The sequence below is a fragment of the Streptomyces olindensis genome (genome assembly GCF_040645895.1).
Classification (GTDB): domain Bacteria; phylum Actinomycetota; class Actinomycetes; order Streptomycetales; family Streptomycetaceae; genus Streptomyces; species Streptomyces olindensis.
In genome coordinates this window covers 22,786-45,554 of the sequence record NZ_JBEYZD010000041.1, presented here as the reverse complement: position 1 = coordinate 45,554, position 22,769 = coordinate 22,786, and the positions used below count along the sequence as shown (strand labels likewise).

The 22,769-nt window shown below is 71.2% G+C and carries 23 protein-coding genes and 1 pseudogene; 5 read left to right on the top strand and 19 right to left on the bottom strand.

The genetic code is table 11. The features are described from left to right. The first annotated feature begins 117 nt into the window (after positions 1–117). On the top strand, positions 118–447 hold the full coding sequence (locus ABZ948_RS25240; protein WP_359763112.1) for a hypothetical protein: 330 nt from the start codon (positions 118–120) through the stop codon (positions 445–447). 92 nt (positions 448–539) lie between these two features. On the opposite strand, the gene ABZ948_RS25235 is transcribed toward ABZ948_RS25240, so the two are convergent. The 5 genes and pseudogenes from ABZ948_RS25235 to ABZ948_RS25215 all read right to left on the bottom strand — a co-directional run bounded on the left by ABZ948_RS25235 (position 540) and on the right by ABZ948_RS25215 (position 6,136). After that, positions 540–704: a hypothetical protein gene (locus ABZ948_RS25235; protein WP_359763110.1), complete on the bottom strand. Its 165-nt coding sequence runs from the start codon at positions 702–704 to the stop codon at positions 540–542. A 161-nt stretch (positions 705–865) separates the two neighbouring features. Further along, positions 866–1,216: pseudogene (locus ABZ948_RS25230) on the bottom strand (transposase); the annotation flags it as partial. Between the two features lie 182 nt (positions 1,217–1,398). After that, positions 1,399–2,727 carry a class I SAM-dependent RNA methyltransferase gene (locus ABZ948_RS25225; protein WP_359763108.1) on the bottom strand — a complete coding sequence of 443 codons (1,329 nt, stop codon included), beginning with the start codon at positions 2,725–2,727 and terminating at the stop codon, positions 1,399–1,401. 119 nt (positions 2,728–2,846) lie between these two features. Further along, a complete protein-coding gene (locus ABZ948_RS25220) occupies positions 2,847–4,898 on the bottom strand; it encodes an APC family permease (RefSeq protein WP_359763106.1) in 2,052 nt (683 codons plus the stop codon). A gap of 296 nt (positions 4,899–5,194) precedes the next feature. Continuing rightward, complete coding sequence (locus ABZ948_RS25215) at positions 5,195–6,136, bottom strand: adenosine kinase (RefSeq protein ID WP_359763104.1); 942 nt, start codon at positions 6,134–6,136, stop codon at positions 5,195–5,197. A gap of 261 nt (positions 6,137–6,397) precedes the next feature. On the opposite strand from ABZ948_RS25215, the gene ABZ948_RS25210 reads away from it, so the two are divergent. Both ABZ948_RS25210 and ABZ948_RS25205 read left to right on the top strand, forming a co-directional pair. Then, positions 6,398–7,069, top strand: a complete 672-nt coding sequence (locus ABZ948_RS25210) for a potassium channel family protein (protein WP_094053911.1) — start codon at positions 6,398–6,400, stop codon at positions 7,067–7,069. Then, complete coding sequence (locus ABZ948_RS25205) at positions 7,069–7,746, top strand: potassium channel family protein (protein WP_359763102.1); 678 nt, start codon at positions 7,069–7,071, stop codon at positions 7,744–7,746. Before ABZ948_RS25210 ends, ABZ948_RS25205 begins: the two co-directional genes overlap by 1 nt. Positions 7,747–7,815: 69 nt before the next feature. Here ABZ948_RS25205 and ABZ948_RS25200 read toward each other — a convergent pair whose 3' ends face one another. The 8 genes from ABZ948_RS25200 to ABZ948_RS25165 form a co-directional block, all read right to left on the bottom strand. Continuing rightward, positions 7,816–8,547, bottom strand: a complete 732-nt coding sequence (locus ABZ948_RS25200; RefSeq protein WP_359763100.1) for a DUF3159 domain-containing protein — start codon at positions 8,545–8,547, stop codon at positions 7,816–7,818. Positions 8,548–8,550: 3 nt separating this feature from the next. Further along, complete coding sequence (locus ABZ948_RS25195) at positions 8,551–8,949, bottom strand: OB-fold nucleic acid binding domain-containing protein (RefSeq protein WP_359763098.1); 399 nt, start codon at positions 8,947–8,949, stop codon at positions 8,551–8,553. 53 nt (positions 8,950–9,002) lie between these two features. Further along, a complete protein-coding gene (locus ABZ948_RS25190) occupies positions 9,003–9,686 on the bottom strand; it encodes a response regulator (RefSeq protein ID WP_359763096.1) in 684 nt (227 codons plus the stop codon). Then, positions 9,683–12,226, bottom strand: a complete 2,544-nt coding sequence (locus ABZ948_RS25185; RefSeq protein ID WP_359763094.1) for a sensor histidine kinase — start codon at positions 12,224–12,226, stop codon at positions 9,683–9,685. Before ABZ948_RS25185 ends, ABZ948_RS25190 begins: the two co-directional genes overlap by 4 nt. 138 nt (positions 12,227–12,364) lie before the next feature. After that, complete coding sequence (locus ABZ948_RS25180) at positions 12,365–13,540, bottom strand: alginate lyase family protein (protein WP_359763092.1); 1,176 nt, start codon at positions 13,538–13,540, stop codon at positions 12,365–12,367. 158 nt (positions 13,541–13,698) lie between these two features. Next, positions 13,699–14,451 (bottom strand): DUF3710 domain-containing protein, encoded by a 753-nt coding sequence (locus tag ABZ948_RS25175; protein WP_031116853.1) that lies wholly within the window; start codon positions 14,449–14,451, stop codon positions 13,699–13,701. A gap of 1 nt (position 14,452) precedes the next feature. Then, positions 14,453–15,022: a dUTP diphosphatase gene (gene dut / locus ABZ948_RS25170; RefSeq protein WP_359763089.1), complete on the bottom strand. Its 570-nt coding sequence runs from the start codon at positions 15,020–15,022 to the stop codon at positions 14,453–14,455. A 77-nt stretch (positions 15,023–15,099) separates the two neighbouring features. Further along, the gene (locus ABZ948_RS25165) at positions 15,100–15,684 is read right to left on the bottom strand and encodes a PaaI family thioesterase (RefSeq protein ID WP_359763087.1); all 585 of its coding nucleotides are present in this window, start codon (positions 15,682–15,684) and stop codon (positions 15,100–15,102) included. A gap of 58 nt (positions 15,685–15,742) precedes the next feature. Between ABZ948_RS25165 and ABZ948_RS25160 the strand changes: the two genes are divergently transcribed. Then, entirely contained in the window at positions 15,743–16,201 is a 459-nt protein-coding gene (locus ABZ948_RS25160; RefSeq protein WP_359763085.1) for a DUF3093 domain-containing protein, read from the top strand. A gap of 42 nt (positions 16,202–16,243) precedes the next feature. Here the strand turns inward: ABZ948_RS25160 and ABZ948_RS25155 are convergent, their stop codons facing one another. From ABZ948_RS25155 to ABZ948_RS25140, 4 genes are all read right to left on the bottom strand, one after another. Beyond that, positions 16,244–17,248, bottom strand: a complete 1,005-nt coding sequence (locus ABZ948_RS25155; RefSeq protein WP_359763083.1) for a hypothetical protein — start codon at positions 17,246–17,248, stop codon at positions 16,244–16,246. Between the two features lie 13 nt (positions 17,249–17,261). Beyond that, complete coding sequence (locus ABZ948_RS25150) at positions 17,262–17,558, bottom strand: DUF4193 domain-containing protein (protein WP_003993510.1); 297 nt, start codon at positions 17,556–17,558, stop codon at positions 17,262–17,264. Between the two features lie 405 nt (positions 17,559–17,963). After that, the gene (locus tag ABZ948_RS25145; RefSeq protein ID WP_359763081.1) at positions 17,964–19,196 is read right to left on the bottom strand and encodes a sensor histidine kinase; all 1,233 of its coding nucleotides are present in this window, start codon (positions 19,194–19,196) and stop codon (positions 17,964–17,966) included. A gap of 6 nt (positions 19,197–19,202) precedes the next feature. Beyond that, the gene (locus ABZ948_RS25140; RefSeq protein ID WP_003993508.1) at positions 19,203–19,856 is read right to left on the bottom strand and encodes a response regulator transcription factor; all 654 of its coding nucleotides are present in this window, start codon (positions 19,854–19,856) and stop codon (positions 19,203–19,205) included. A 453-nt stretch (positions 19,857–20,309) separates the two neighbouring features. On the opposite strand from ABZ948_RS25140, the gene ABZ948_RS25135 reads away from it, so the two are divergent. Beyond that, positions 20,310–20,483, top strand: coding sequence for a hypothetical protein (locus tag ABZ948_RS25135; protein ID WP_010035018.1), 174 nt, complete (start codon positions 20,310–20,312; stop codon positions 20,481–20,483). A 99-nt stretch (positions 20,484–20,582) separates the two neighbouring features. On the opposite strand, the gene ABZ948_RS25130 is transcribed toward ABZ948_RS25135, so the two are convergent. Both ABZ948_RS25130 and ABZ948_RS25125 read right to left on the bottom strand, forming a co-directional pair. Then, positions 20,583–21,398 (bottom strand): inositol monophosphatase family protein, encoded by an 816-nt coding sequence (locus tag ABZ948_RS25130; protein WP_359763078.1) that lies wholly within the window; start codon positions 21,396–21,398, stop codon positions 20,583–20,585. 8 nt (positions 21,399–21,406) lie between these two features. Next, entirely contained in the window at positions 21,407–22,534 is a 1,128-nt protein-coding gene (locus ABZ948_RS25125; protein WP_359763076.1) for a ferrochelatase, read from the bottom strand. Between the last annotated feature and the right edge of the window lie 235 nt (positions 22,535–22,769).

The following is a 22,769-nucleotide window of genomic DNA, read 5'->3' as shown; positions in this document are numbered from 1 at the left end:
GCACCGCTCCGGCTGCCCGGGCGGCGCCGGGATCGACTGCTAGGGTCTGGGCGCCCATTCCGTCCACCACCACGGCGCTCCGGGGCGCCGGAAGTAATCCGTCTGGAGAAGCACGCCATGCCCGATCCGACCCCTGCGGCCAGGAGTCTCAGCCAGGCGATCGACGGCGGTGACAGCCGGCAGGTCAACGAAACGACCCGTGAGTTCGTCGAGAAGCTCACCTTCGCGACGGCGGACGAAATCCTCGCCATGCTCGAGGACGTGCTCACCGAGGACTGGATGGCCCTGCCACCCTGGGCCCGGAACCTCGCCTACCGTCTGGCCTGCCTGCAACGTCCCGACGACCCGCGATTGCTCCGGGAAGCAGCCTCAGATCTGCTGTCCTTCGGACCCGACTGGGACACGTTCGCCGAGGACCTCAAGAGGCGCGCGGCGGAACTGGAGTAGAGCCTGGATTCCGTGGAGATCTTGTCAGATGCACTGTCCGAGCCCATCCGTGGCGCCACGAACGCGGCCCCGCAGTTGTGGCGTGACCTGGACTACCCGAGGAACGACAACCGGACCCGGCGGCAGGGGTTGTCGACACCGTGGTCCAGCAGACACACCGACCGCCAGTACCGGATTATGACGGTGACCTTCTGCTCGCGCCTGATCCGGTCCGCTTCGGCGGCCATCCGACGCTCGAAGCCGATCAGCCGGCCCACCAGCTGCTCCAGTGCCTCGCCGCGGAAACCCTCCCCGCGTCGGGAGCGTTCTTCGGCGACCCTGTCGATAATGTACCGGCGCCCATGGCGGGGTTGACCGGCGTCCAGTGGCCGGAGCTTGGCCATCGCGCTGAACCTGGGCATTCGACAGCTGGATGACGCCGAGGGACTCGGCGGGTGGAGACACCAAGCAGATAGGCGGTGCCGACCGCCGAGTGCAGAGCCTGTTCGGCCCGGCGGCGGCGTTCGAGGAGCCAGTATGGGAAGTAGCCGCCCTGCCGCAGCTTGGGGACGGCGAGCTCGACGGTCCCGGCGCGGGTGTCCCACTCGCGCGGGTGGTAGCCGTTGCGGTTGTTGTCTCTCTCGTCGCTGACCTGCCCGTGTTCGGCGTTGCAGGGGGCGGCGGCTTCTGCGGACGTTGGCGCGCCGGCGAATGTCTTGATCATCGCGCGCAGCAGATCGGGACTCGCCGAGGCGAGATTGTCTTCCGCGAGGCCTGCAGGGGCAGACAAACGGTCCCCCGACTCCGTCGGCGGACCGTCATGAAACCTCGAGGCTAACGCGCTGCTCGACGGGTTGCACCCGACACGTCGACTGACCCGCGCCATCTGATCCAGGACGACCACCTCACGCTTCGTCAGGAACAGCGTCGGCACGCCCCGGCCGCCATCTGGAGAATCAGAAAAACAGCAGGTCAGACGCCCTTCTCTGCCGGCTCAAGAATCGCCACGCACTCCACATGATGCGTCATCGGAAACAGATCGAACGCCCGCAACGTCCGCACCCGATACCCCCCGTCCCGGAAGTACCCGAGATCCCGCGCCAGCGCAGCGGGATCGCACGCCACATACGCGATCCGCCGTGCGCCCAGCGACGACAGATGTTCCACCGTCTTCCGGCCCGCCCCGGCCCGCGGCGGGTCCAGGACGATCAGGTCGACCTCCGTGATGCCCGTCCGGGGCAGCACGCTCTCGACCTTGCCCTGCTCGATCCGCACGCGGTCGAACTCGGCGAGGTTGTGGCGGGCGTCCTCCACCGCGCGCTTGCCGGACTCGATGCCGAGGACCGCGCCCTGGTCGCCGACGCGGTCGGCGAGCGCGCCCGCGAACAGGCCGACGCCGCAGTACAGGTCGAGCGCCATGTCGCCCTTGCGCGGCAGCAGGCCCTGCATGACGGCCGTCACCAGGGTGTCCGCCGCCATCGGGTGGACCTGCCAGAAGCCGCCGTTCCCGACGCGGTGGGTCCGGCCGTCCGCGCGCTCGCGGACGAAGGGGCGGCCGTGGACACGGTGGACGCCGCCGGAGCGCTCGTCCACGCGCAGGACCGACACCGGCCGGTCCAGTTCGACGAGCGGCAGGCGCGCGCCGGGCTTCGGCGTGAGAACCACCTGGCGGTCCTGCGAGCCCGTCGCCGCGATCGCCTCGACGGAGTCCATGCCCGTCCAGTCACGCTTCTCGATGCCCAGCTCGCTGACGCCCTCCGCGGCGATCATGCAGTGGTCGATCGGCTCCACCTCGTGCGAGCGGTGCCGGCGCAGGCCCGCCCGGCCGTCGGCCGTGACCGCGTACTGGACGCGCGTGCGCCAGGCCGGGACCTGGCCCGCCGGCACCTTGTCGCCCTCGGCGGGCACCACCGTGCCGTCCCAGCCGGCCTCCTCCGGCGTCAGCCCGGCGAGCCGCTGGAGCTGCTCGGCGATGACGTCGGCCTTCAGGCGCCGCTGCGCTCCCGGCTTGGCGTGCTGCCAGTCGCAGCCGCCGCAGCGGCCGGGACCGGCGTACGGGCAGGGGACGTCGATCCGGTCCTTGGAGGCGTCGAGCACCTCCACCGCGTCCGCGCGCAGGAACCGGGCACCCTCCTCGCCCTCCGTCACCCGCGCCACGACCCGCTCACCGGGCAGCGCGTGGCGCACGAACAGCACCTGGCCCTCGGACGTACGGGCGATGCAGTGGCCACCGTGGGCGACGGGGCCGACCTCGACCTCGTACTCCTCCCCCACCAGCGACTTCCTCGGTTCTGCCTGCATGGCGGGGTGACTCCAAAACACGTGAGGGGAGGGTCCGTACGGAGTACGGCCGGACAACAGCCCACCAGTCTACGTGGCTGCCGCCCGGCCGTTTCACGACCGTTCCCCAGGGCCCCGGGTCAGGACTTGGGCTCCGAGGACTCCCGGGCCCGCTCCTGCGCCGGTCCGCGCCGCACCGACCCCGGCGCGTTCCACTCCTGCTGCCTGCGGGCCCGCCGCTTGGCCGCCTCGGAGGACTGCAGCTGGTACGGCACGGAGGTCACCATGATGCCCGGCGTGAACAGCAGCCGGCCCTTCAGACGCAGGGCGCTCTGGTTGTGCAGCAAGTGCTCGTACCAGTGGCCGACGACGTACTCGGGGATGATCACGGACACCGCGTCCCGCGGCGACTCCTTGCGCAGTCCCTTGACGTACTCGATGATCGGCCGCGTGATCTCGCGGTAGGGCGAGTCGAGGACCTTCAGCGGTACGTCGATGCCGCGCCGCTCCCACTCGGCGCGCAGTGCCTTGGTCTCGGCCGGGTCGACGTTGACGCTGACCGCCTCCAGCGTGTCCGAGCGCATCAGCTTGGCGTAGGCCAGGGCGCGCAGCGTCGGGCGGTGGATCTTGGAGATCAGGACGACGGAGTGGACGCGGGAGGGCCGCACGCTGTCGTCGCTCGGGCCCTCGGGGGCGGCGATCTCCTCGGCGACCCGGTCGTAGTGCTTACGGATGGCGGTCATCGTCGCGTAGAAGATCACCATGCCGAGCAGGGCGACCCAGGCGCCGTGCGTGAACTTGGTGACGAGGACGACGACCAGCACCAGGCCGGTGAAGAAGGCGCCGAAGGCGTTGATGGCGCGCGAGCGGATCATGTGGCGGCGCTTGGCCTGGTCCCGCTCGGTGGCCAGGTGGCGGTTCCAGTGCCGGACCATGCCGGTCTGGCTGAGCGTGAACGACACGAACACGCCGACGATGTAGAGCTGGATCAGGCGCGTGGAGTCGGCTCCGTAGATCCACACCAGCAGTCCGGCGGCGCCCGCGAGGAGCACGATGCCGTTGGAGAAGGCCAGCCGGTCGCCTCGGGTGTGCAGCTGGCGCGGCAGGTAGCGGTCCTGGGCGAGGATCGAGCCGAGCAGCGGGAAGCCGTTGTAGGCGGTGTTCGCGGCGAGGAACAGCACCAGCGCGGTCGCGGCGGCCAGGATGAGGAACAGGAAGCTGCCCTTGCCGAAGACGGCCTCGGCGACCTGGGAGATCACCGGGTTCTGGACGTAGTCCGGGCCGAGCGGGACGCCGTTGTGGACGAGGTCCCTGGCCGGGTTCTCGGCCATGCGGACGTCCGTCGCGGCGGCCAGGGCGATGATGCCGCAGAACATGGTGACGGCCAGCAGGCCCATCATCGCGAGGGTGGTCGCGGCGTTCTTGGACTTGGGCTTGCGGAAGGCCGGGACGCCGTTGGAGATGGCCTCGACGCCGGTGAGGGCGGCGCAGCCGGAGGAGAAGGCGCGCAGCAGCAGGAAGACCAGGGCGAAGCCGGCCAGGCCCTGGTGCTCGGGCTTGATGACGTAGTCCGCGGTGGGTGCCCGCATGGTGTCGTCCAGGACCAGTCCGCGGAAGGCGCCCCACGCGATCATCGTGAAGACGCCGGCGACGAAGACGTACGTCGGGATCGCGAACAGCGAGCCGGACTCCTTCACGCCGCGCAGGTTCATCAGCGTCAGCAGCACGATCACGCCGATCGCGCAGAGCACCTTGTGCTCGACCACGAACGGGATCGCCGAGCCGAGGTTCTCGATGCCGGAGGAGATCGACACCGCGACGGTGAGGACGTAGTCGACGAGCAGCGCGCTGGCGACCGTGAGGCCCGCCTTGGGGCCGAGGTTGGTGTTCGCCACCTCGTAGTCGCCGCCGCCGCTGGGATAGGCGTGCACGTTCTGCCGGTACGAGGCCACCACGGTGAACATCAGCACGACGACCGCGACCGCGATCCACGGACTGAAGTGGTACGCCGTCACGCCCGCGATCGACAGGACGAGCAGCACCTCGCCGGGTGCGTACGCCACGGAGGACAGCGGGTCGGAGGCGAAGACGGGGAGTGCGATGCGCTTCGGCAGGAGCGTTTCCCCGAGCCGATCACTGCGCAGTGCGCGCCCGATCAGGATCCGTTTGGGCACGTCGGTCAGTTTGGACACAACAGAGGATCGTAAGCGTTCGATTGCACACTCGCCCACCCGCCACCCCCCATCGCCGTTCCCTCTGCTCTCCGAGTGAATTAAGGGGCCGGTGAGGTCGCGGATTCCGCAGGTCACCCCGTTCCCATGCCTATATGACTAAGCCCCGCCCACACCGGCCGTCGCCCCCCCGGAGGTCCCGTGCACACCACCGCAGAGCTGATCGGCGCAGCGGCCACACTGGTCGTCCTCGGAATCCTCACCCTGGCGAGCGTGCGCAGCATCAGCCGCCGCAAGGACGTGTCGCCGGAAGCGCGCTAGGAGGTATGCACGCCCTGAGGCTCCTGCTCCGGCCTGTCCAGCTCCGCCACCCGGGCGCGCAGTTCCTCCTGCCCGATGCTGTCCGCCCGTGTCGACGGCACCGTGCAGGCGTACGCCCCGGCCACCGTGCCCTGCAGGGCGCAGCGGTGGGGTGGTTCGCCGTTGAGCCAGGCGTGGAGGAACGCGGCGGCGAAGGCGTCGCCCGCGCCGTTGGAGTCGACGACCGGGGACGGAGGCTCGGCCGCGGGGACGTGGGTCAGGGCGCCGTCCGTCAGCAGGTACGCCCCGTCCGCCCCGGCCGTGGCGACGACCGCCCGGGCCCGGCCCCGCTCGGTGATCCGCCGCATGGTCCGCTCCGGGTCGGCCAGGGCCGTGGAGGACAGGAAGACGAGGTCGGCCTGGTGGGCGAAGGGCTCGTGGTAGGGGTCGGTGCCGTCCCAGTCGTGCAGGTCGGTGGAGATCGTGACGCCCGCCTCGCGCAGGATCGGCAGCGCGTGCGCGCACGGCTGGGTGATGACGACGTGCGCGTGCCGGCTCACGGCCGCGAGTGCGCGCAGGGTGGCCTCGGGCAGCCGGTCCGTCTCCGCCGAGCGCGTCGCGTCGTACAGGGAGAGGCGCCTGCCGTCGGGGCCGACGAGGTTGACCGCGCGCTTGGTGCCGAGCGGCTGCGGGACGGCGGTGAGCGCGATGCCGCGGTCCCGGTGCAGCGCGCGGACGAGATCACCCTCGGGGTCGTCGCCGAGCATGTCGATGTGGTGCGTGCGCAGGCCCAGCGCGCTCGTCCCGAGGGCGACGAAGTCCCCGCTCTGCCCGGCGCGCGTGACGATCCCGGGCCGGATCATGTGGCTGTCGGCGAACGGCACGGGCAGCTCGGGCACGTGCACGATCGTGTCCACGCCCGCGCCGCCCAGCACGAGCACGTCGATGTCGGTCCGCATGACAGACTCCTCCCCCGCCGAAGCCCCCGTCGAAGCCCCGGCAGGGCCCCCGGCAACACCCTCGGCTTTGCCGATACGTTGGAGTCGGGCAGTCGAACGCGGCACCGGCCCCGGAAGACATCATGGCGTGATTCCCCCGGCATGATGTTGTCCCGGCGGCCCGCGTTCAGGCCGCGACGTGTTGCCTGGCGAGCCGAAAGAGAGACATGAGTACGACATTCATGAAGGTCAGAGGGCCTGCAGGAAGCGCGGTGTGACGCGATGCATATTGTCATCATGGGTTGCGGAAGGGTGGGTTCCGCCCTGGCCCAGAACCTGGAGCAGCAGGGCCACACGGTCGCCGTGGTCGACCAGGACCCCACCGCCTTCCGCCGCCTGGGGTCCTCCTTCGGCGGCCGCCGCGTCACCGGGGTCGGCTTCGACCAGGACACCCTGAGGGAGGCGGGCATCGAGGAGGCCGGCGCCTTCGCCGCCGTCTCCAGCGGTGACAACTCCAACATCATCGCCGCGCGCGTGGCCCGCGAGATGTTCGGCATCGAGAACGTCGCCGCCCGCATCTACGACCCCCGCCGCGCCGAGGTCTACCAGCGCCTGGGCATCCCCACCGTCGCGACGGTCCGCTGGACGGCCGACCAGATGCTGCGCCGGCTGCTCCCCTCCGGCGCCGAGCCCCTGTGGCGCGACCCCACCGGCGGTGTCCAGCTCGCCGAGGTGCACACCTCCACCGCCTGGGTCGGCCACAAGATCAGCCGGATCCAGGAGGAGACGGGCGTGCGCGTGGCGTTCCTGACCCGGCTCGGCGAGGCGGTCCTGCCCACCTCGCAGACGGTGCTCCAGGAGGGCGACCTGGTGCACGTGATGATGCGCACCGACGAGGTCGACAAGGTCGAGGCGGCGTTCGCCAAGGGTCCCGAAGAGGAGGGCGGTCACTGATGAGGGTCGCCATTGCCGGAGCCGGCGCGGTCGGCCGCTCGATCGCGGGCGAGCTGCTGGAGAACGGCCACGAGGTCCTGCTCATCGACAAGGCGCCGACGGCCATCTCGGTCGAGCGCGTCCCGCAGGCCGAGTGGCTGCTCGCCGACGCCTGCGAGATCACCTCCCTGGACGAGGCGGCGCTCCAGCGCTGCAACGTCGTCATCGCCGCGACCGGCGACGACAAGGTGAACCTGGTCGTGTCCCTGCTGGCCAAGACGGAGTACGGCGTTCCGCGCGTCGTCGCCCGGGTGAACAACCCGAAGAACGAGTGGCTGTTCAACGAGTCCTGGGGCGTGGACGTCGCCGTCTCCACCCCGCGCCTGATGTCGGCCCTGGTCGAGGAGGCGGTGAGTGTGGGCGACCTGGTCCGCCTGCTCCGCTTCAGCCACGGCGACGCCAACCTCGTCGAGCTGACCCTGCCGGAGGAGTCGGCCCTGGCCGGCACGCAGGTCGGCGACGTCGAGTGGCCCGAGGACACGTCCCTGGTCACGATCATCCGCGGCACCCGCGTCCTGACCCCCACCCGGGAGGACTCCCTGGAGGCGGGCGACGAACTCCTCTTCGTCGCCGCGCCGGCCCGCGAGGAGCAGCTGGAGGACCTGCTGTCGGTGCGCCGGGACAACGCGGCGAGCTGACAAGGCGGGGCACAAGCGGAAGGGGCGTCCCGGACCACTCGGGACGCCCCTTTTCCCAGCACTGCGGGACTACGACTCGGAAGACCGGGCGGCGGCCTGCCGCTCCCTCTCCTCGGCGGCCTTCTCCTCCGCCTCCATCTCCGCGAACACGTCGATCGGCGCGGGCGCCTTCGCCAGGAAGACCCAGGTCAGCCACACCGCGAGCAGGAACGGCGGGATCTTCAGGGCGACCAGGACCCAGCCCAGCTGCGTGGTGTCGGCCCACCAGTACAGCGGGAAGAGGATCGCGCACTTGGCGAGCAGGATCGCGCCCCAGGCGTAACTGGCCTTGGTGTACGCCTTCTTGCGGCCCGGGTTGCGCGTGCGCCAGGAGAGGTTCTCCTTGAAGACCGGCCCGAGGATCAGCCCGATGAGCGGCACCCCGCACACGGCCGTGATCACGTACGCGAGCCCGAGGCCGAGCGTGTAGAGCATGCCGGGCAGGTAGAAGTCCTTGGCGTTGCCGGTCATCATCGCGAAGACGACACCGAAGGCCACACCGAAGACACCGCTGAAGGCGTGCTTGACGGTGTCCTTCATCACCAGCCGGACCACGACCAGCACCAGCGACACGGCAAGCGCCGCGATCGCCGACAGGTGCAGGTCCTTGTTGATCGTGTAGATGGTGACGAACAGCAGGCCGGGCACCACCGTCTCGACCATGCCCCGCACGCCGCCGAACGCCTCGAACAGGGCGGCCTCGGTCACCGCCCGGGCGTCGTCCGCAGAATTCTCTTCGGTCGGCTTGTCGAGCGACGTCACCGGCTACTCCCGTCCGAGGGGTCTCAGTTCGTACTTGGGATTGAACAGCACCCGGCGGCCCCGGCTCATCGCGACCCGGCCCGATGCGATCAGCTTGCGCCCCGGCTCTATGCCCACGATGGAGCGCCGGCCGAGCCAGACCACGTCCAGCGCCGCGGAGCCGTCGAACAGCTCGGCCTCCAGGGCCGGGACTCCGGCGCGCGGTCGCAGGGTGACCGTGCGCAAGGTACCAGTAACCGTCACTATCTGGCGGTCCTGGCAGTCTCCGATCCGGATACAGCCGGTGGTCTCGGAGTCCTCCCGCAGTTCCTCGGACTCCAGGTCCTCCTGCGACGAGGAGAGCCGGTCGAGCATGCGCCGGAACCGGCCCGCCGGCTTCTGCGAACGAGGAACAGCACTCATATCTGAAGCGTACCGGGGCCCGCCGACATCTCCGTAGCCCTGGGGCGAGGACCCTATTTCTCGAACCGGTATCCCATCCCCGGCTCGGTGATGAAGTGCTGGGGATGGGACGGATCCGCCTCCAGCTTCCTGCGCAGCTGCGCCATGTACACGCGCAGATAGTTGGTCTCCGTCCCGTACGACGGCCCCCAGACCTCCTGCAGCAGCTGCTTCTGCCCGACCAGGCGGCCGCTGTTGCGCACGAGGACCTCCAGCAGGTGCCACTCGGTGGGGGTCAGCCGGACGTCCTTCCCCGCGCGGTTGACCTTCTTGGCGGCCAGGTCGACGGTGAACTCGCCGGTCTCCACGATCACGTCGCCCTCACCGCCCCCGGCCGGCTCGGCCCGGCGCACGGCGGCCCGCAGCCGGGCCAGCAGCTCGTCCATCCCGAACGGCTTGGTGACGTAGTCGTCGGCGCCCGCGTCCAGCGCCTCGACCTTCTCGTCGGAGGAGTGCCGCGCGGAGAGCACCAGGATCGGCACCCGCGTCCAGCCGCGCAGGCCCCTGATCACCTCGACGCCGTCCATGTCGGGCAGCCCGAGGTCGAGGACGACCACGTCGGGGTGGCGGGCGGCGGCGAGCCGCAGGGCGGTGGCACCGTCGTGGGCCGCGTCGACCTCGTACGTGCGTGCCTTGAGGTTGATCACGAGGGCGCGCACGATCTGCGGCTCGTCGTCGACCACCAGGACGCGGGTCATGAGGCCTGCCTTTCCGGTTCTGCCGCGGGGAGGAGCTCCGGGCGCGTTCCCGCCGCGCGGAGCGTGAGGACCATGGTGAGCCCGCCACCGGGCGTGTCCTCGGCGTTCAGGGTGCCGCCCATGGCCTCGGCGAAGCCGCGCGCCACCGCGAGCCCCAGTCCCACACCGGCGCCGCGCGGGGCGTCGCCGTAGCGCTGGAAGGGTTCGAAGATGCGGTCCTTGGCCTCGTCGGGGACGCCCGGCCCCCGGTCGACCACCCGCACCTCGACGCGGTCGGCGAGCGCGCTGGCCGCGACCAGCACGGGCGCACCGGACGGACTGTACTTGACGGCGTTCTCGACGAGGTTGGCCATCGCCCGCTCCAGCAGTCCGGGATCGACGTCGACCATGGGCAGGGTCTCGGGCACGTCCAGGACGACGCTGCCCTCGGGTACGCCGCCGAGCGCCATCGGCGCCACCTCGTCGAGGTCGATCTCGCGGATCAGCGGGGTGACCGTGCCGGTCTGGAGCCGGGACATGTCGAGCAGGTTGCCGACGAGGTGGTCGAGGCGATCGGCGCCCTCCTCGATGCCCTCCAGCAGCTCCGCCCGGTCCTCCTCGGACCATTCGACGTCCTCGGAGCGCAGGGAGGACACCGCAGCCTTGATCCCGGCGAGCGGGGTGCGCAGGTCATGGCTGACGGCGGCCAGCAGCGCCGTGCGGATGCGGTTGCCCTCGGCGAGCGCGCGGGCCCGGTCGGCCTCCTCCCGGAGCCGGCGCCGGTCCAGGACGACGGCGGCCTGGGCGGCGAAGGCGGCCAGCACCCGGCGGTCCTCGGCGGGCAGGACACGCCCGGTCAGCGCGAGCGCCATGTGGTCCCCGACCGGCACGTCGACGTCCGCCTGGTCGGGCCGCTCGACGGGGCGCCCCTGGCCCACCCGGCCGGCGCAGGTCCACGGCTCGACGTCGCCCGCCCGCTCCAGCAGGGCCGCGGACTCCATGCCGAAGGTCTCCCGGACCCGTTCCAGCAGCTCCTCCAGGCCGGTCTCGCCGCGCAGCACGTTGCCCGCGAGGAAGGACAGGATCTCGGACTCGGCCCGCAGCCGGGCCGCCTGGTGGGTGCGGCGGGCGGCGAGGTCGACCACGGACGCCACCGCCGCGCCGACGGCCACGAAGATCACGATGGCGACGATGTTCCTCGGGTCGGCGATGGTCCACCGGTGCAGGGGCGGTGTGTAGAAGTAGTTCAGCAGCAGGGAGCCCACCGCCGCCGAGGCCAGCGCCGGGAACAGCCCGCCGAGCAGGGCCGCCGCCACCGTCAGCGCCAGGAACAGCAGCATGTCGTTGGCGAGGCCGAGGTCGACGGCGCTCAGCAGCGCCGCCAGCGCCGGCGGACCGGCGACTCCGACGATCCAGCCCCACACCCGCCGCGACCGCCCGAGGCGCGCGCCCCGGGCCACCGGCAGCCCGCGGCCCTTGGCGATCTCGCCGTGGGTGACGATGTGCACGTCGAGGTCGGGCCCGGACTCCCGGGCGACCGTCGCGCCGACGCCCGGCCCGAAGACGTACTGCCAGGTCTTGCGGCGTGAGGAGCCCAGCACGATCTGGGTGGCGTTCACGCCCCGGGCGAAGGCGAGCAGCGCGGCCGGTATGTCGTCGCCGACAACGTGGTGGAACGTTCCGCCCAGGTCCTCGACCAGGGTCCGCTGCATCGCGAGTTCCTTGGGCGAGGCCGAGGTCAGCCCGTCGCTGCGGGCTATGTAGACGGCCAGCACCTCGCCGCCGGCGCCCTTCTCGGCCAGCCGCGCGGCCCGGCGGATGAGCGTGCGCCCCTCGGGGCCGCCGGTCAGCCCGACCACGATCCGCTCGCGCGAGCCCCAGATCGCCGACACCCGGTGGTCGCTGCGGTACCGGGTGAGGTAGGAGTCGACCCGGTCGGCCACCCACAGCAGCGCCAGCTCGCGCAGCGCGGTGAGGTTGCCGGGCCGGAAGTAGTTCGACAGTGCGGCGTCGACCTTGTCGGGCCGGTAGATGTTGCCGTGCGCCATGCGCCGCCGCAGCGCCTCCGGCGACATGTCGACCAGCTCGACCTGGTCCGCCCGCCGCACCACCTCGTCCGGCACGGTCTCCTGCTGCCGTACGCCGGTGATCGACTCGACGATGTCGCCGAGGGACTCCAGGTGCTGGATGTTGACGGTCGAGATCACGTCGACACCGGCCGCGAGCAGCTCCTCCACGTCCTGCCAGCGCTTGGCGTTGCGGGAGCCCGGGACGTTCGTGTGGGCGAGTTCGTCCACCAGGGCGACCTGGGGGCGGCGGGCGAGGACGGCGTCCAGGTCCATCTCGGTGAAGGTGCCGCCCCGGTGGTCGATCTCCCGGCGCGGCACCTGCTCCAGTCCGTGCAGCATCACCTCGGTGCGGGGCCGGTCGTGGTGCTCGACGAAGGCGACCACGCAGTCCGTGCCCCGCTCGACGCGGCGGTGCGCCTCGGACAGCATCGCGTACGTCTTGCCGACGCCCGGTGCCGCACCGAGGTAGATCCGAAGCTTGCCGCGTCCCATGGCCTCATTGTCTTCCGGTCTGCCGTTCACGCAGCGTCGACCTTACGACCGGCCGTCCCGGCATCGGGGCGCCGGGGACGGCAGCGGGCCCGTCCTTGACGGAACTCTGACGCGCCCGACCGGTCGGGGGGCAGGGGGTCAGGCGGGGTTGTCGCCGTGCGTGAGGGTCTCCCAGGCGACGAAGAGGTTGTTGGAGCCGGCGGGGCGGCCGCGCGTCGTCAGCGTCTCGGTGTGGGTCATGGCGTGCCCGAGGCGGTTGGCGAGGGCGTTGTGGCCGACCTCGGGGATCGGGCCGAGGCCGAGCTTGAGAGAGCCGCCGCACAGCCGGCTCGGGGCGGCGGTGCCCAGCTCGTACTTCGCGTGGAAGCCGAGCCCGTGCCGCAGCCGCTCCCCCACGTCCGTGCCGTAGAGGTCCTGGCCCTGGATCCGGCTGGTCTCGGCCACGTGCGAGATGGCCGAGAGGCCGTAGCCGGTGTGCGTGAAGTCGCGGCAGGTCTCCTGACTCAGCCCGTTGACGAAGGTCGACTGCCCCTGCCAGTACTTGACGATCTTGTCCCGGGTGTCCAGGTTCTGGCTGGGGACCGTCTTCGGCAGCGCGCCGTCGGACTCCAGGTAGACGTAGGCGGCCGTCCGGGTGCGGAACTTCGCCATGGCCTTGTCGTAGGAGGCCTTGTCCTCCAGGAAGACGGAGATGCCGACGGCGGCCTCCATCATCGACAGCTCCCAGTTGCCGTTCGAGTGGGAGCCGTTGATGATCTCCGGCAGGTAGACCGTGCGGAGCATGGTGGCGAAGCGGCCGGAGTTGGCCCAGGTCCCGGTGTACGTGTGCTTGATGATCTCGGCGGCCCTGGGCCAGGAGGAGCCGGCCCAGCCGGTCTGCAGGGGCGCGTTGCTGTTGGTGTGGTCGCGGATCACGGCGGACCAGGCGTCCATCAGCTCGATCGCCTTGCGCGCGTGCCGTTCGTCGCGTGTGACGTACCAGGCGAGGGCCTGGGTGTAGGCGGCGATCGCGTCCTCGCGTTCGTCGGTGCAGCCGTGGTTGGGGTTGGAGTACGAGCCGCATTCGACGACCGCCCGGGGCTTGGGCGTGCGGTTCAGGTCGGCGTACTTGCTCGCCGTCATCCGGTCGAAGGCGCCCTTCCAGGGTTGTGCGCCGGCGTTGACCCGGGAGCGGGCGAAGTCCAACTGGCCCTTGGAGACGGTGACTCCGGGGTGGACGAAGGCGGCGGGGGCGCCGGGAGCGGCGTCGGCGGGCCGGGCGAGGGCGCCGGCGAGGAGTGCGGCCGCGGCGGCGAGAAGAGCGGTTCTGCGCATACGTGGGGGGCCTTCCGTTCTCGTATGTGAACGTGAAGCGCCTTTATGAACAGACGCGTTGACCCGAGAAGGTAGGTACAGACCAATGCCCCGTCAAGGTTCCGCGCACGAGAAAGGGCCGCGCCCCCGGTGGGGTGCGGCCCTGGTGTCTCTGTGGCTCAGCGGACCTCGGTGATCTCCGGTCCGCGCTGGAGCTGGCCCATTCCGCCCGCGAAACGGGAGCCCTCCTCCTGCTGGACGCCCTCGGGGACCATCTGGGCGTCGTTCGGCAGCTTCAGGACGATCGGGTCGCGGGGCGCCATCGGGCCCTCGCCACGGACCACGACGGTGTCCCGGAAGATCTGCTCCAGCAGCCCGGCGGCCTGCGGCTGCACCGCGCCCTGGCCCGAGATGACCCCGCGCAGGAACCAGCGGGGGCCGTCCACACCGACGAACCGCACGACCTGGAAGCCGCCCGTGCCGTCCGGCAGCTGCACCGGCACCTGGGCCCGCAGCTCCCAGCCCAGCGGCCCCTCGACCTCGTCGACGATGCCGCCCTGCTGGGTGATGCCGGTGGCGATCTCCTCGCGCACCTCGCCCCAGATGCCCTCACGCTTGGGCGCGGCGAAGCCCTGCAGCTGGATGGCGCTGTCCCGCAGCACGACCGTCGCCGCCACGATCGCGTCGCCCGCGACCTCGACCCGCAGCTCCATGCCGTCGACGCCCGGCACGAACAGGCCTCCCAGGTCGACCCGGCCCTCGGCCGGATCGCGGACCTCGGAGCTGTCCCACGGTCCGTCGGGGCGCGGCGCCGGCTCGAGCCTCAGGCGCTCGCCCTCGTCGTCCGCCTCACTGTCGACACCGTCGACGACCTGCTCGGCCTCGCCGGCCGCGTCCTCGGCGGCATCCCTCTTCTTGCGACGTCCGAACACGTCACTGTCCTTCCCGGTCGGATACGACCGAAGCGTATCGATTCCCACCCGTCCGACCGCCGATGGCGGCCTGACCGCTTGTGCCGCTCGTCCCGTCCACCGCGGCATGGCCTCCGGTGGACCCGAAGCCCCCCTCGGCCCGCGCGGAGTCGGGAAGCTCCGCCACCTCATGGAAGCGGACCCTCTCGACCTGCTGGACAACCAGTTGGGCAATCCGGTCGAAGCGCTCGAACCGCACGGCCTCGCGCGGGTCGAGATTCACCACGATCACCTTGATCTCCCCACGGTACCCGGCATCAACCGTCCCCGGGGCATTCACCAGGGCGACGCCGCAGCGGGCGGCCAGGCCGGATCGCGGGTGCACGAAGGCCGCGTACCCCTCCGGCAGCGCCACAGACACTCCCGTGGGCAGCACGGCCCGCTCGCCCGGCGCCAGTTGGCACGCCTCGGTGGTGCGCAGATCGGCACCCGCGTCACCGGGGTGCGCGTACGACGGCAGCGGTACGTCCGGGTCGACGCGCCGGATCAGCACGTCCACCGGCTGACGGCTCGCGGGGGTCGTGGGAGTCATGGTGCTTTCCGGGCTCGCGGGGTTCGTGGAACTCGTGGAACTGATGGGACCGGCCGGGCCGGTGGGGCCTTCGGGGCTCACGGGTTCACCTCGAAGGCACGGGCACGGCGGACCTGGTCCGGGTCGTTCATGGCCGCCTGGATCTCCTCCGGGCGGCCGTGGTCGACGAAGTGGTCGACCTTCACCTCGATGAAGAGCGCGTCGGCGCGCACGGCGACGGGTCCGTCGGGGCCTCCGACGCGTCCGGTCGCCGTGGAGTAGATCTTCCGCCCGGCCACCGCCGTCACCTCCGCCTCCAGATGGAGCGTGGTGCCGACGGGCACGGGCCGTACGAAGTCGGTCTCCAGCCGCCCGGTCACGGCGATCGTGCGCAGCAGCCAGTTCAGTGAGCCGAGCGTCTCGTCCAGGGCGCTGGTGAGCACTCCGCCGTGCGCGAGGCCCGGGGCGCCCTGATGGGCGGGCTGCACGGTGAACTCGGCGGTCAGGGACACGCCCTCGCCGGCGCGCGCCTCCAGGTGCAGACCGTGCGGCTGGTCGCCACCGCAGCCGAAGCACTGGCCGTAGTGCGCGCCGAGGAGCTCACCGGGCGCCGGAGCGTCCGGATGCCGCACCGGTCGCACGGCGTCGGCCGGAGGCTGAAGGCTTGCGGAAGTACGACTCACAGGCGGAGACCTTACCCGCGCGTCGGCGCCCTCCGGACACCGTGTCAAGCTTGGCCCCATGCAGCTCTCCGCCGCCCCGTACGAAGAACGCCTCACCGCCCCGCGGACCTGGTGGCTGATCTCGTTCCTCGTCGGGGTCTCCATGGCCCTGGTCCTGCTCCCGTTCGGCACGCTGCCGATGCTCGGGGGCCTCGCCGGGGGCACCGCGGTCGCGGCCGTCGCCGCGAGTTCGTACGGCTCGGTCCGCATTCGCGTCGTGGGCGACTCCCTGGTCGCGGGCGAGGCGAAGATCCCGGTGGCGGCGCTGGGCGAGGCGGAGGTGCTGGACGCGGAGGAGGCCCGCGCCTGGCGCACCCACAAGGCCGACCCGCGCGCCTTCCTGCTGCTGCGCGCCTACATCCCCACGGCCCTGCGTGTGGAGGTCACGGATCCGGAGGACCCGACTCCGTACCTGTACCTGTCCACGCGCGAGCCGGAGCGCCTGGCGGAGGCGCTGCGGGCGGCGAAGTCGGCCTAGCACACCCGTCCGGGACGTCACCCGGCGGAAGAACGGCGGGCCTCAGGGCCCGTCGTCGCGTTTCTCGTCGCGTCCCGTGTCGTGCCGTCCCGGTTCGGGCTGTCCCGGGTCGTGCTTCTCGTACCCGCGGGGACCCAGGGGATCGTTCGTGATCTCGCCCATCTCCAGGGCGTCCGCCGGGCGTTCCAGGGCGGGCAGCGCCTCCAGGGCCTCCCAGGGCACCTGGATCTTGCGGAGGTCCTCGCGGATGCGGGCGGCGAGCTTTCTCGTCTCGCTGCGGTTCATGGCCGCGCCCACGGCGGCTCCCACCAGGAACGGCATGAGGTTCGGCATGTTGCGGACCATCCGCTTCATGATCCGCTGGCGCAGCTCACGCTTCATGCGGCTGTTCAGCGCCGTGCTGAACGTCGACGGCTTGGTCGCGTCGATCCCGCGCTCCCCCGACCACGAGTCGAGGTACGCCGTGCTGCGCTGCTTGAGGTTGCCGGGCGGCCGTACGCCGTAGACCTCGTGGAGTTCGGCGATCAGCTTCAGCTCGATCGCCGCGACACCGGTGACCTCTGCGGCCAGTTCCGTGGGCATGGCGGGGGGCACGGGAAGCATCGCCGCCGCGCCGATGCCGGCTCCGACCGTCGCCGTCGCCTTCGCCGCGCCCGCGACCAGCTTGTCCGCGAGCTCTTCGGGCCCGAGGTCCGGGAACTGCCTGCGCAGGGTCGCCAGGTCCCGTACGGGGACCCGTGGTGCCATGTCGATGATCCGGTCGGCGAGGTACGCGAGCCCCGCACGGGCCCGCTCGCCGCCCTTGCGGGCACCTTCCCGTGCCCGCTCCCGGATCGCCCCCGCCCGCCGCCTGGCGACGGGTGCGGGGACGTCCACGGACGCCGGGAGGTCACCCCGGTCCGCGGCCGGTTCGAGCGAGGCCGCCCCCGTACCGGTGGTGCCTCGCCCGTCGTCACGCGCGCCGTACTGCGGGCCGTCGTCGATCGGCCCTTCGTCCGCTTTCCGCTTGGAGAAGCGGCGCTTCCAGGGAGGGGTCGAGCCAGTCACGGCCGACCCGTCCTCAGTCGCAGTCGCGGCAGATCGGCTGACCGTTCTTCTCCCGGGCCAGCTGGCTGCGGTGGTGCACCAGGAAGCAGCTCATGCACGTGAACTCGTCCTGCTGCTTCGGGAGCACCCGGACGGCCAGCTCCTCGTTCGAGAGGTCGGCTCCGGGCAGTTCGAGGCCTTCGGCGGCCTCGAACTCGTCGACGTCCACGGCGGAGGCCGACTTGTCGTTCCGCCGAGCCTTCAGCTCTTCGAGGCTGTCCGAGTCGACGTCATCGTCGGTCTTGCGTGGAGTGTCGTAATCGGTTGCCATGTCGCTCTCCCCCTCTGGGTGTCTGCGGTGTCTCCAGCGCACGTAACGCGTGAGAGGCCGGACTTGTGCCCGACCTGAGGCGGAGATTTTGCCTCACATCAAGGTCTGTTACTCAATCGACACCCAACCGGACTCCTCACGAGTGATCGGCTTGGATGGCGATGGGGACCGTACACGGTCCTAATGCCGCACTTCAAAGGCGTCTCACCGTGTACTTCCCGTGATCAAGACCCCCGAAAACCGGGATTTTCCCGGCTTTCCGACAGCAGGCATGATCACGGAGAGTAGATGGCCGGAAAGGCACCCCTGTGATCGATCACACACGGGGCACGCACGACGATGTCTCGGAAATTCCGCGTAAAGCGAACATCTTCGAGTGCCCGCGAGTTGATCGGCGCCATGATCTCAGATGGGCAGCGTGACCCGCATCACGAGCCCACCTCCTTCGCGCGGCTGCGCGTAGATGTGCCCGCCGTGCGCCCGGGCCACGGACCGGACGATGGACAGGCCGAGTCCGACGCCCTTGTCGCTGCCCGTCCGCTCCGTGCGCAGCCGCCGGAACGGCTCGAAGAGGTTGTCGATCTCGTACGCCGGCACGACCGGGCCCGTGTTGGAGACGACCAGGACCGCCTGGCCGTGCTGGACGTCGGTGCTGACCTCGACCCAGCCGTCCTCGGGCACGTTGTAGCGCACGGCGTTCTGCAGCAGGTTCAGGGCGATCCGCTCCAGCAGCACGCCGTTGCCCTGGACGACCGCGGGCTTCTGCTCGCCGCGGATGCGCACGCCCTTGCCCTCGGCCTCGCCGTGCACCTGGTCGATGGCCTGCGACGCGACCTCGGCGAGGTCCACCGGCCCCCGCTCGACGATCTGGTTGTCGCTGCGGGCGAGCAGCAGCAGGCCCTCGACGAGCTGCTCGCTGCGCTCGTTGGTGGCCAGCAGGGTCTTGCCTAGCTGCCGGAGCTCCACGGGCGCGTTCGGGTCGGACAGGTGCACTTCCAGCAGGGTGCGGTTGATCGCCAGGGGCGTTCTCAGCTCGTGCGAGGCGTTGCCGACGAAGCGCTGCTGGGCGGTGAAGGCGCGTTGCAGCCGTTCCAGCATGTCGTCGAAGGTGTCCGCCAGCTCCTTCAGCTCGTCGTCCGGGCCGTCCAGCTCGATCCGGCGGGACAGGTCCGAGCCCGCCACCGTGCGTGCCGTGCGGGTGATCCGGCCCAGCGGGGACAGGACGCGGCCGGCCATGGCGTAGCCGAAGGCGAAGGCGATGACCGCCAGGCCCAGCAGGGCCAGGAGCGAGCGGCTGAGCAGGTTGTCCAGGGCGTGCTGGCGCTGATCGTTCACGCACTGGTTCATGGCGTTGTTGAACTCAGAGGGCGAGGCCTGGTCGGGCAGGTTGCAGATGTCGCTGGTGACCTTGCCCTCGACGATCTTGAAGGGCAGGTCGCTGCCGACGGCCAGTGCCTGCGCGGCGAGCAGGTAGATGATCGACAGCAGCAGGATGCCGGCGATCAGGAACATGCCGCCGTAGAGCAGCGTGAGCCTTATGCGGATGGTCGGGCGCAGCCACGGGAAGGGCGGCACCGGCCTCCTGGGGTCCCAGGTGGGCTTGGGAGGCGCCTGCGGGGGCGCGGGAGTCGTTGCCACGGGGTATCAGATCCGGTAGCCGGAGCCGGGGACCGTGACGATGACAGGCGGCTCGCCCAGCTTGCGGCGCAGGGTCATGACCGTGACGCGCACGACGTTCGTGAACGGGTCGGTGTTCTCGTCCCAGGCCTTCTCCAGCAGCTGCTCCGCGGAGACGACGGCGCCCTCGCTGCGCATCAGCACCTCGAGGACGGCGAACTCCTTGGGCGCCAGCTGGACCTCCTTGCCGTCGCGGAACACCTCGCGGCGGTTGGGGTCCAGCTTGATCCCGGCACGCTCCAGGACGGGCGGCAGGGGCACGCTGGTGCGCCGGCCGAGGGCACGCACACGGGCGATGAGCTCGCTGAACGCGAACGGCTTGGGCAGGTAGTCGTCGGCGCCGATCTCCAGCCCCTCCACACGGTCGCTGACGTCACCGGAGGCCGTGAGCATCAGCACGCGCGTGGGCATGCCGAGTTCGACGATCTTGCGGCAGACGTCGTCGCCATGCACGAGCGGGAGGTCGCGGTCGAGGACGACCACGTCGTAGTCGTTGACGCCGATGCGCTCCAGGGCGGCCGCACCGTCGTACACGACGTCGACGGCCATGGCCTCCCGGCGCAGTCCGGTGGCCACCGCATCGGCGAGCAGTTGCTCGTCCTCGACGACGAGTACGCGCACGTCCCTAGTCCTTCCTCATGTCCACCCGCGTAGCGCCTGAGGGGCACACGGGCAGGGGTTTTCGACGGTGTCGGTGTGTTGCCCTCCATCCTGCCCTTTTCGGCCGTAAGTCGGCGGTAAGGCAGGTGAGCGCACGGTGGCGGAGGGGGCGGGGAACGGTGACCGGAGGGGGGAGGAGGGCGAAGGAGGGGGAATACGAGATTTTCTCCTCCGGTTAGGTTTCCTCGGAAGGGAGCTTGGGGAGGACGGCTTTACATCCCACGATCACGCTCTGCTGGTACCGCACCACCATGCGGTGCGCATCAATCCGCTTTTCCGCAGGGCGGGCGTGGGTGTCCGGCACCGTCGCCGCCCAGCAGAGCGGCGCTGGGCATCCACATGAGACGTGATCGTCCCTTCCGAACGGCACACCCCCGTGCCATCGACCCACGACCCAGGACGAGGGGGCGCAGCATGGACGCATTCACCGCAGGACTTCTGCAGCGCATAAGGGCGACCGAGTCCGATCTGTCCCGGGCTCGCGACGAGGGCGACGACTTCCTCGTCGAGGTGGAGCAGGGCGAGCTCGACGACCTGCGCCGCCTCGCCGCCGAGCACGGTGTGGAGGTCGGCGCGACGAGCGTCTGATCAGGCCGTACGAAGCGGGCCCCGGCGAATCCAGCGCCGGGGCCCGCTTCGTCGTCGTACGACGGTCCGAGCCGGTCTCGGTCGGTCCGTGCCGGGGCCTCAGTCGTGCCAGGCGCCGAAGTCCTCCAGGAGGCGCTGGAGGGGCTCGAAGACGCCGGGGGAACCCGCGACCGCGAGGTCGCCCGAGGGGCGCTCTCCGGGGCGTCCACCGGTCAGCGCGCCCGCCTCCCGGGCGATCAGGTCCCCGGCGGCGAGGTCCCAGGCGTGCAGGCCCCGCTCGTAGTAGCCGTCGAGGCGTCCCGCCGCCACGTCGCACAGGTCGACCGCGGCCGAGCCGCCGCGGCGGATGTCGCGCAGCAGCGGGATCAGCCGCTGGGCGACCTCGGCCTGGTGGGTGCGGACGTCGGTGACGTAGTTGAAGCCCGTCGAGACCAGCGCCTGGTCCAGGGGCGGCGCGGGGCGGCAGGCCAGCCGGCGCTCGCCGTCCCAGGCGCCGGTGGCCCAGGCACCGCCGCCGCGCACCGCGTGGAACGTCTCGCCGCGCATCGGTGCCGTGACGACTCCGACGACGGTCTCGCCGTCCTGCTCGGCGGCGATGGAGACGGCCCAGGTGGGCAGCCCGTAGAGGTAGTTGACCGTGCCGTCGAGCGGGTCGATCACCCAGCGGACGCCGCTCGTGCCCTCGGTGGAGGCGCCCTCCTCCCCGAGGATCCCGTCGTCCGGGCGGCGCTCGGCGATCAGGCCCGTGATCAGCTTCTCCGCCGCGATGTCCATCTCCGTGACGACGTCGATCGGGCTTGACTTGGTCGCGGCGACCGCGAGGTCGGCCGGGCGGCCGTCCCGCAGCAGCGCGCCGGCGCGGCGGGCGGCCTCCTGGGCGAGTTCGAGCAGGTCCGTGTGCAGGGGGTCGGTCACAGGGCTCCTCACGCGTAGGGGCTGTCGGCGCCCGCGGCGGCGGGCCGGGGGGCACGGGCCGGGCAGCAGCCGACCGGGCAGAGCTGGTGGCTCGCCCCGAGGGCGCCGAGGGCGCACGGAGCGACCTCCTGGCCGCGCTCGACGGCGGCGCGCTCCACGACGAGCTCGCGGACCGCCGCGGCGAACCTCGGGTCGGCGCCGACGGTGGCCGAGCGGCGCATCGGCAGCCCCAGTTCCTCGGCCTTGGCCTTGGCCTCCGTGTCGAGGTCGTAGAGGACCTCCATGTGGTCGGAGACGAAGCCGATGGGGGCGATCACGACGGCCGGGACGCCGGCCGCGTGCCGCTCCTCCAGGTGGTCGCAGATGTCGGGCTCCAGCCACGGGATGTGCGGGGCGCCGGAGCGCGACTGGTAGACGAGCTGCCAGGGGTGGTCGACGCCGGTGCGCTCGCGGACGGCCTCGGCGATCAGCTTCGCCACGTCCAGGTGCTGCTTCACGTACGCGCCGCCGTCGCCGTGGTCCTCGACGGGCCCCGAGGTGTCGGCGGCGGCCGTCGGGATCGAGTGCGTCGAGAAGGCGATGTGGGCGCCGTCCCGGACGGCCTCGGGAAGCTCCTCCAGGGACCGGATCACCCCGTCGATCATGGGCTCCAGGAAGCCGGGGTGGTTGAAGTAGTGCCGCAGCTTGTCGATCTTCGGCAGCTCCAGGCCCTCGGCCTCCAGGGCCGCGAGCGCGTCGGCGAGGTTCTCGCGGTACTGGCGGCAGCCCGAGTACGAGGCGTAGGCGCTGGTCGCGAGCACCAGGACGCGGCGGCGGCCGTCGCGGACCATCTCGCGCAGGGTGTCGGTCAGGTACGGCGCCCAGTTGCGGTTGCCCCAGTAGACCGGCAGGTCCAGGCCGTGGTCGGCGAAGTCCTTGCGCAGGGCGTCCAGGAGGGCGCGGTTCTGGTCGTTGATGGGGCTGACCCCGCCGAACAGGAAGTAGTGCTGCCCGACTTCCTTGAGGCGTTCCTTGGGGATGCCGCGCCCGCGCGTCACGTTCTCCAGGAACGGGACCACGTCGTCCGGGCCTTCCGGGCCGCCGAAGGAGAGCAGGAGCAGGGCGTCGTAGGGGCTGGCATCGCGCGCGTCTGGCATGACTCCGATCCTGCCACCCTGCACTGACAGCCGGGAAACGGCGGGGTGACACCTGGGCGCGAGCCGTTGGTGGCACGGGGTCGCGAGCCGCTTCGGGACTGAGCCGGGCGAGTGCGTCGGGCTCGGGCCGAACGGGTGCGAGGGGACTGGGCCGGACAGGTGCGCGGGGACTGGGCCGGACGGGTGCGTCGGGGCGTCCGGAGCCGTAAGCTGTGTCGACTGCGTTCGCAGCTTA

Excerpts from the sequence above, each read along its gene's own strand:
- ABZ948_RS25240 (WP_359763112.1), top strand. The coding sequence starts at position 118 with ATGCCCGATCCGACCCCTGCGGCCAGGAGTCTCAGCCAGGCGATCGAC.
- ABZ948_RS25225 (WP_359763108.1), bottom strand. The coding sequence starts at position 2,727 with ATGCAGGCAGAACCGAGGAAGTCGCTGGTGGGGGAGGAGTACGAGGTC.
- ABZ948_RS25215 (WP_359763104.1), bottom strand. The coding sequence starts at position 6,136 with ATGCGGACCGACATCGACGTGCTCGTGCTGGGCGGCGCGGGCGTGGAC.
- ABZ948_RS25210 (WP_094053911.1), top strand. The coding sequence starts at position 6,398 with ATGCATATTGTCATCATGGGTTGCGGAAGGGTGGGTTCCGCCCTGGCC.
- ABZ948_RS25205 (WP_359763102.1), top strand. The coding sequence starts at position 7,069 with ATGAGGGTCGCCATTGCCGGAGCCGGCGCGGTCGGCCGCTCGATCGCG.
- ABZ948_RS25195 (WP_359763098.1), bottom strand. The coding sequence starts at position 8,949 with ATGAGTGCTGTTCCTCGTTCGCAGAAGCCGGCGGGCCGGTTCCGGCGC.
- ABZ948_RS25190 (WP_359763096.1), bottom strand. The coding sequence starts at position 9,686 with ATGACCCGCGTCCTGGTGGTCGACGACGAGCCGCAGATCGTGCGCGCC.
- ABZ948_RS25185 (WP_359763094.1), bottom strand. The coding sequence starts at position 12,226 with ATGGGACGCGGCAAGCTTCGGATCTACCTCGGTGCGGCACCGGGCGTC.
- ABZ948_RS25180 (WP_359763092.1), bottom strand. The coding sequence starts at position 13,540 with ATGCGCAGAACCGCTCTTCTCGCCGCCGCGGCCGCACTCCTCGCCGGC.
- dut (WP_359763089.1), bottom strand. The coding sequence starts at position 15,022 with ATGACTCCCACGACCCCCGCGAGCCGTCAGCCGGTGGACGTGCTGATC.
- ABZ948_RS25160 (WP_359763085.1), top strand. The coding sequence starts at position 15,743 with ATGCAGCTCTCCGCCGCCCCGTACGAAGAACGCCTCACCGCCCCGCGG.
- ABZ948_RS25150 (WP_003993510.1), bottom strand. The coding sequence starts at position 17,558 with ATGGCAACCGATTACGACACTCCACGCAAGACCGACGATGACGTCGAC.
- ABZ948_RS25135 (WP_010035018.1), top strand. The coding sequence starts at position 20,310 with ATGGACGCATTCACCGCAGGACTTCTGCAGCGCATAAGGGCGACCGAG.
- ABZ948_RS25125 (WP_359763076.1), bottom strand. The coding sequence starts at position 22,534 with ATGCCAGACGCGCGCGATGCCAGCCCCTACGACGCCCTGCTCCTGCTC.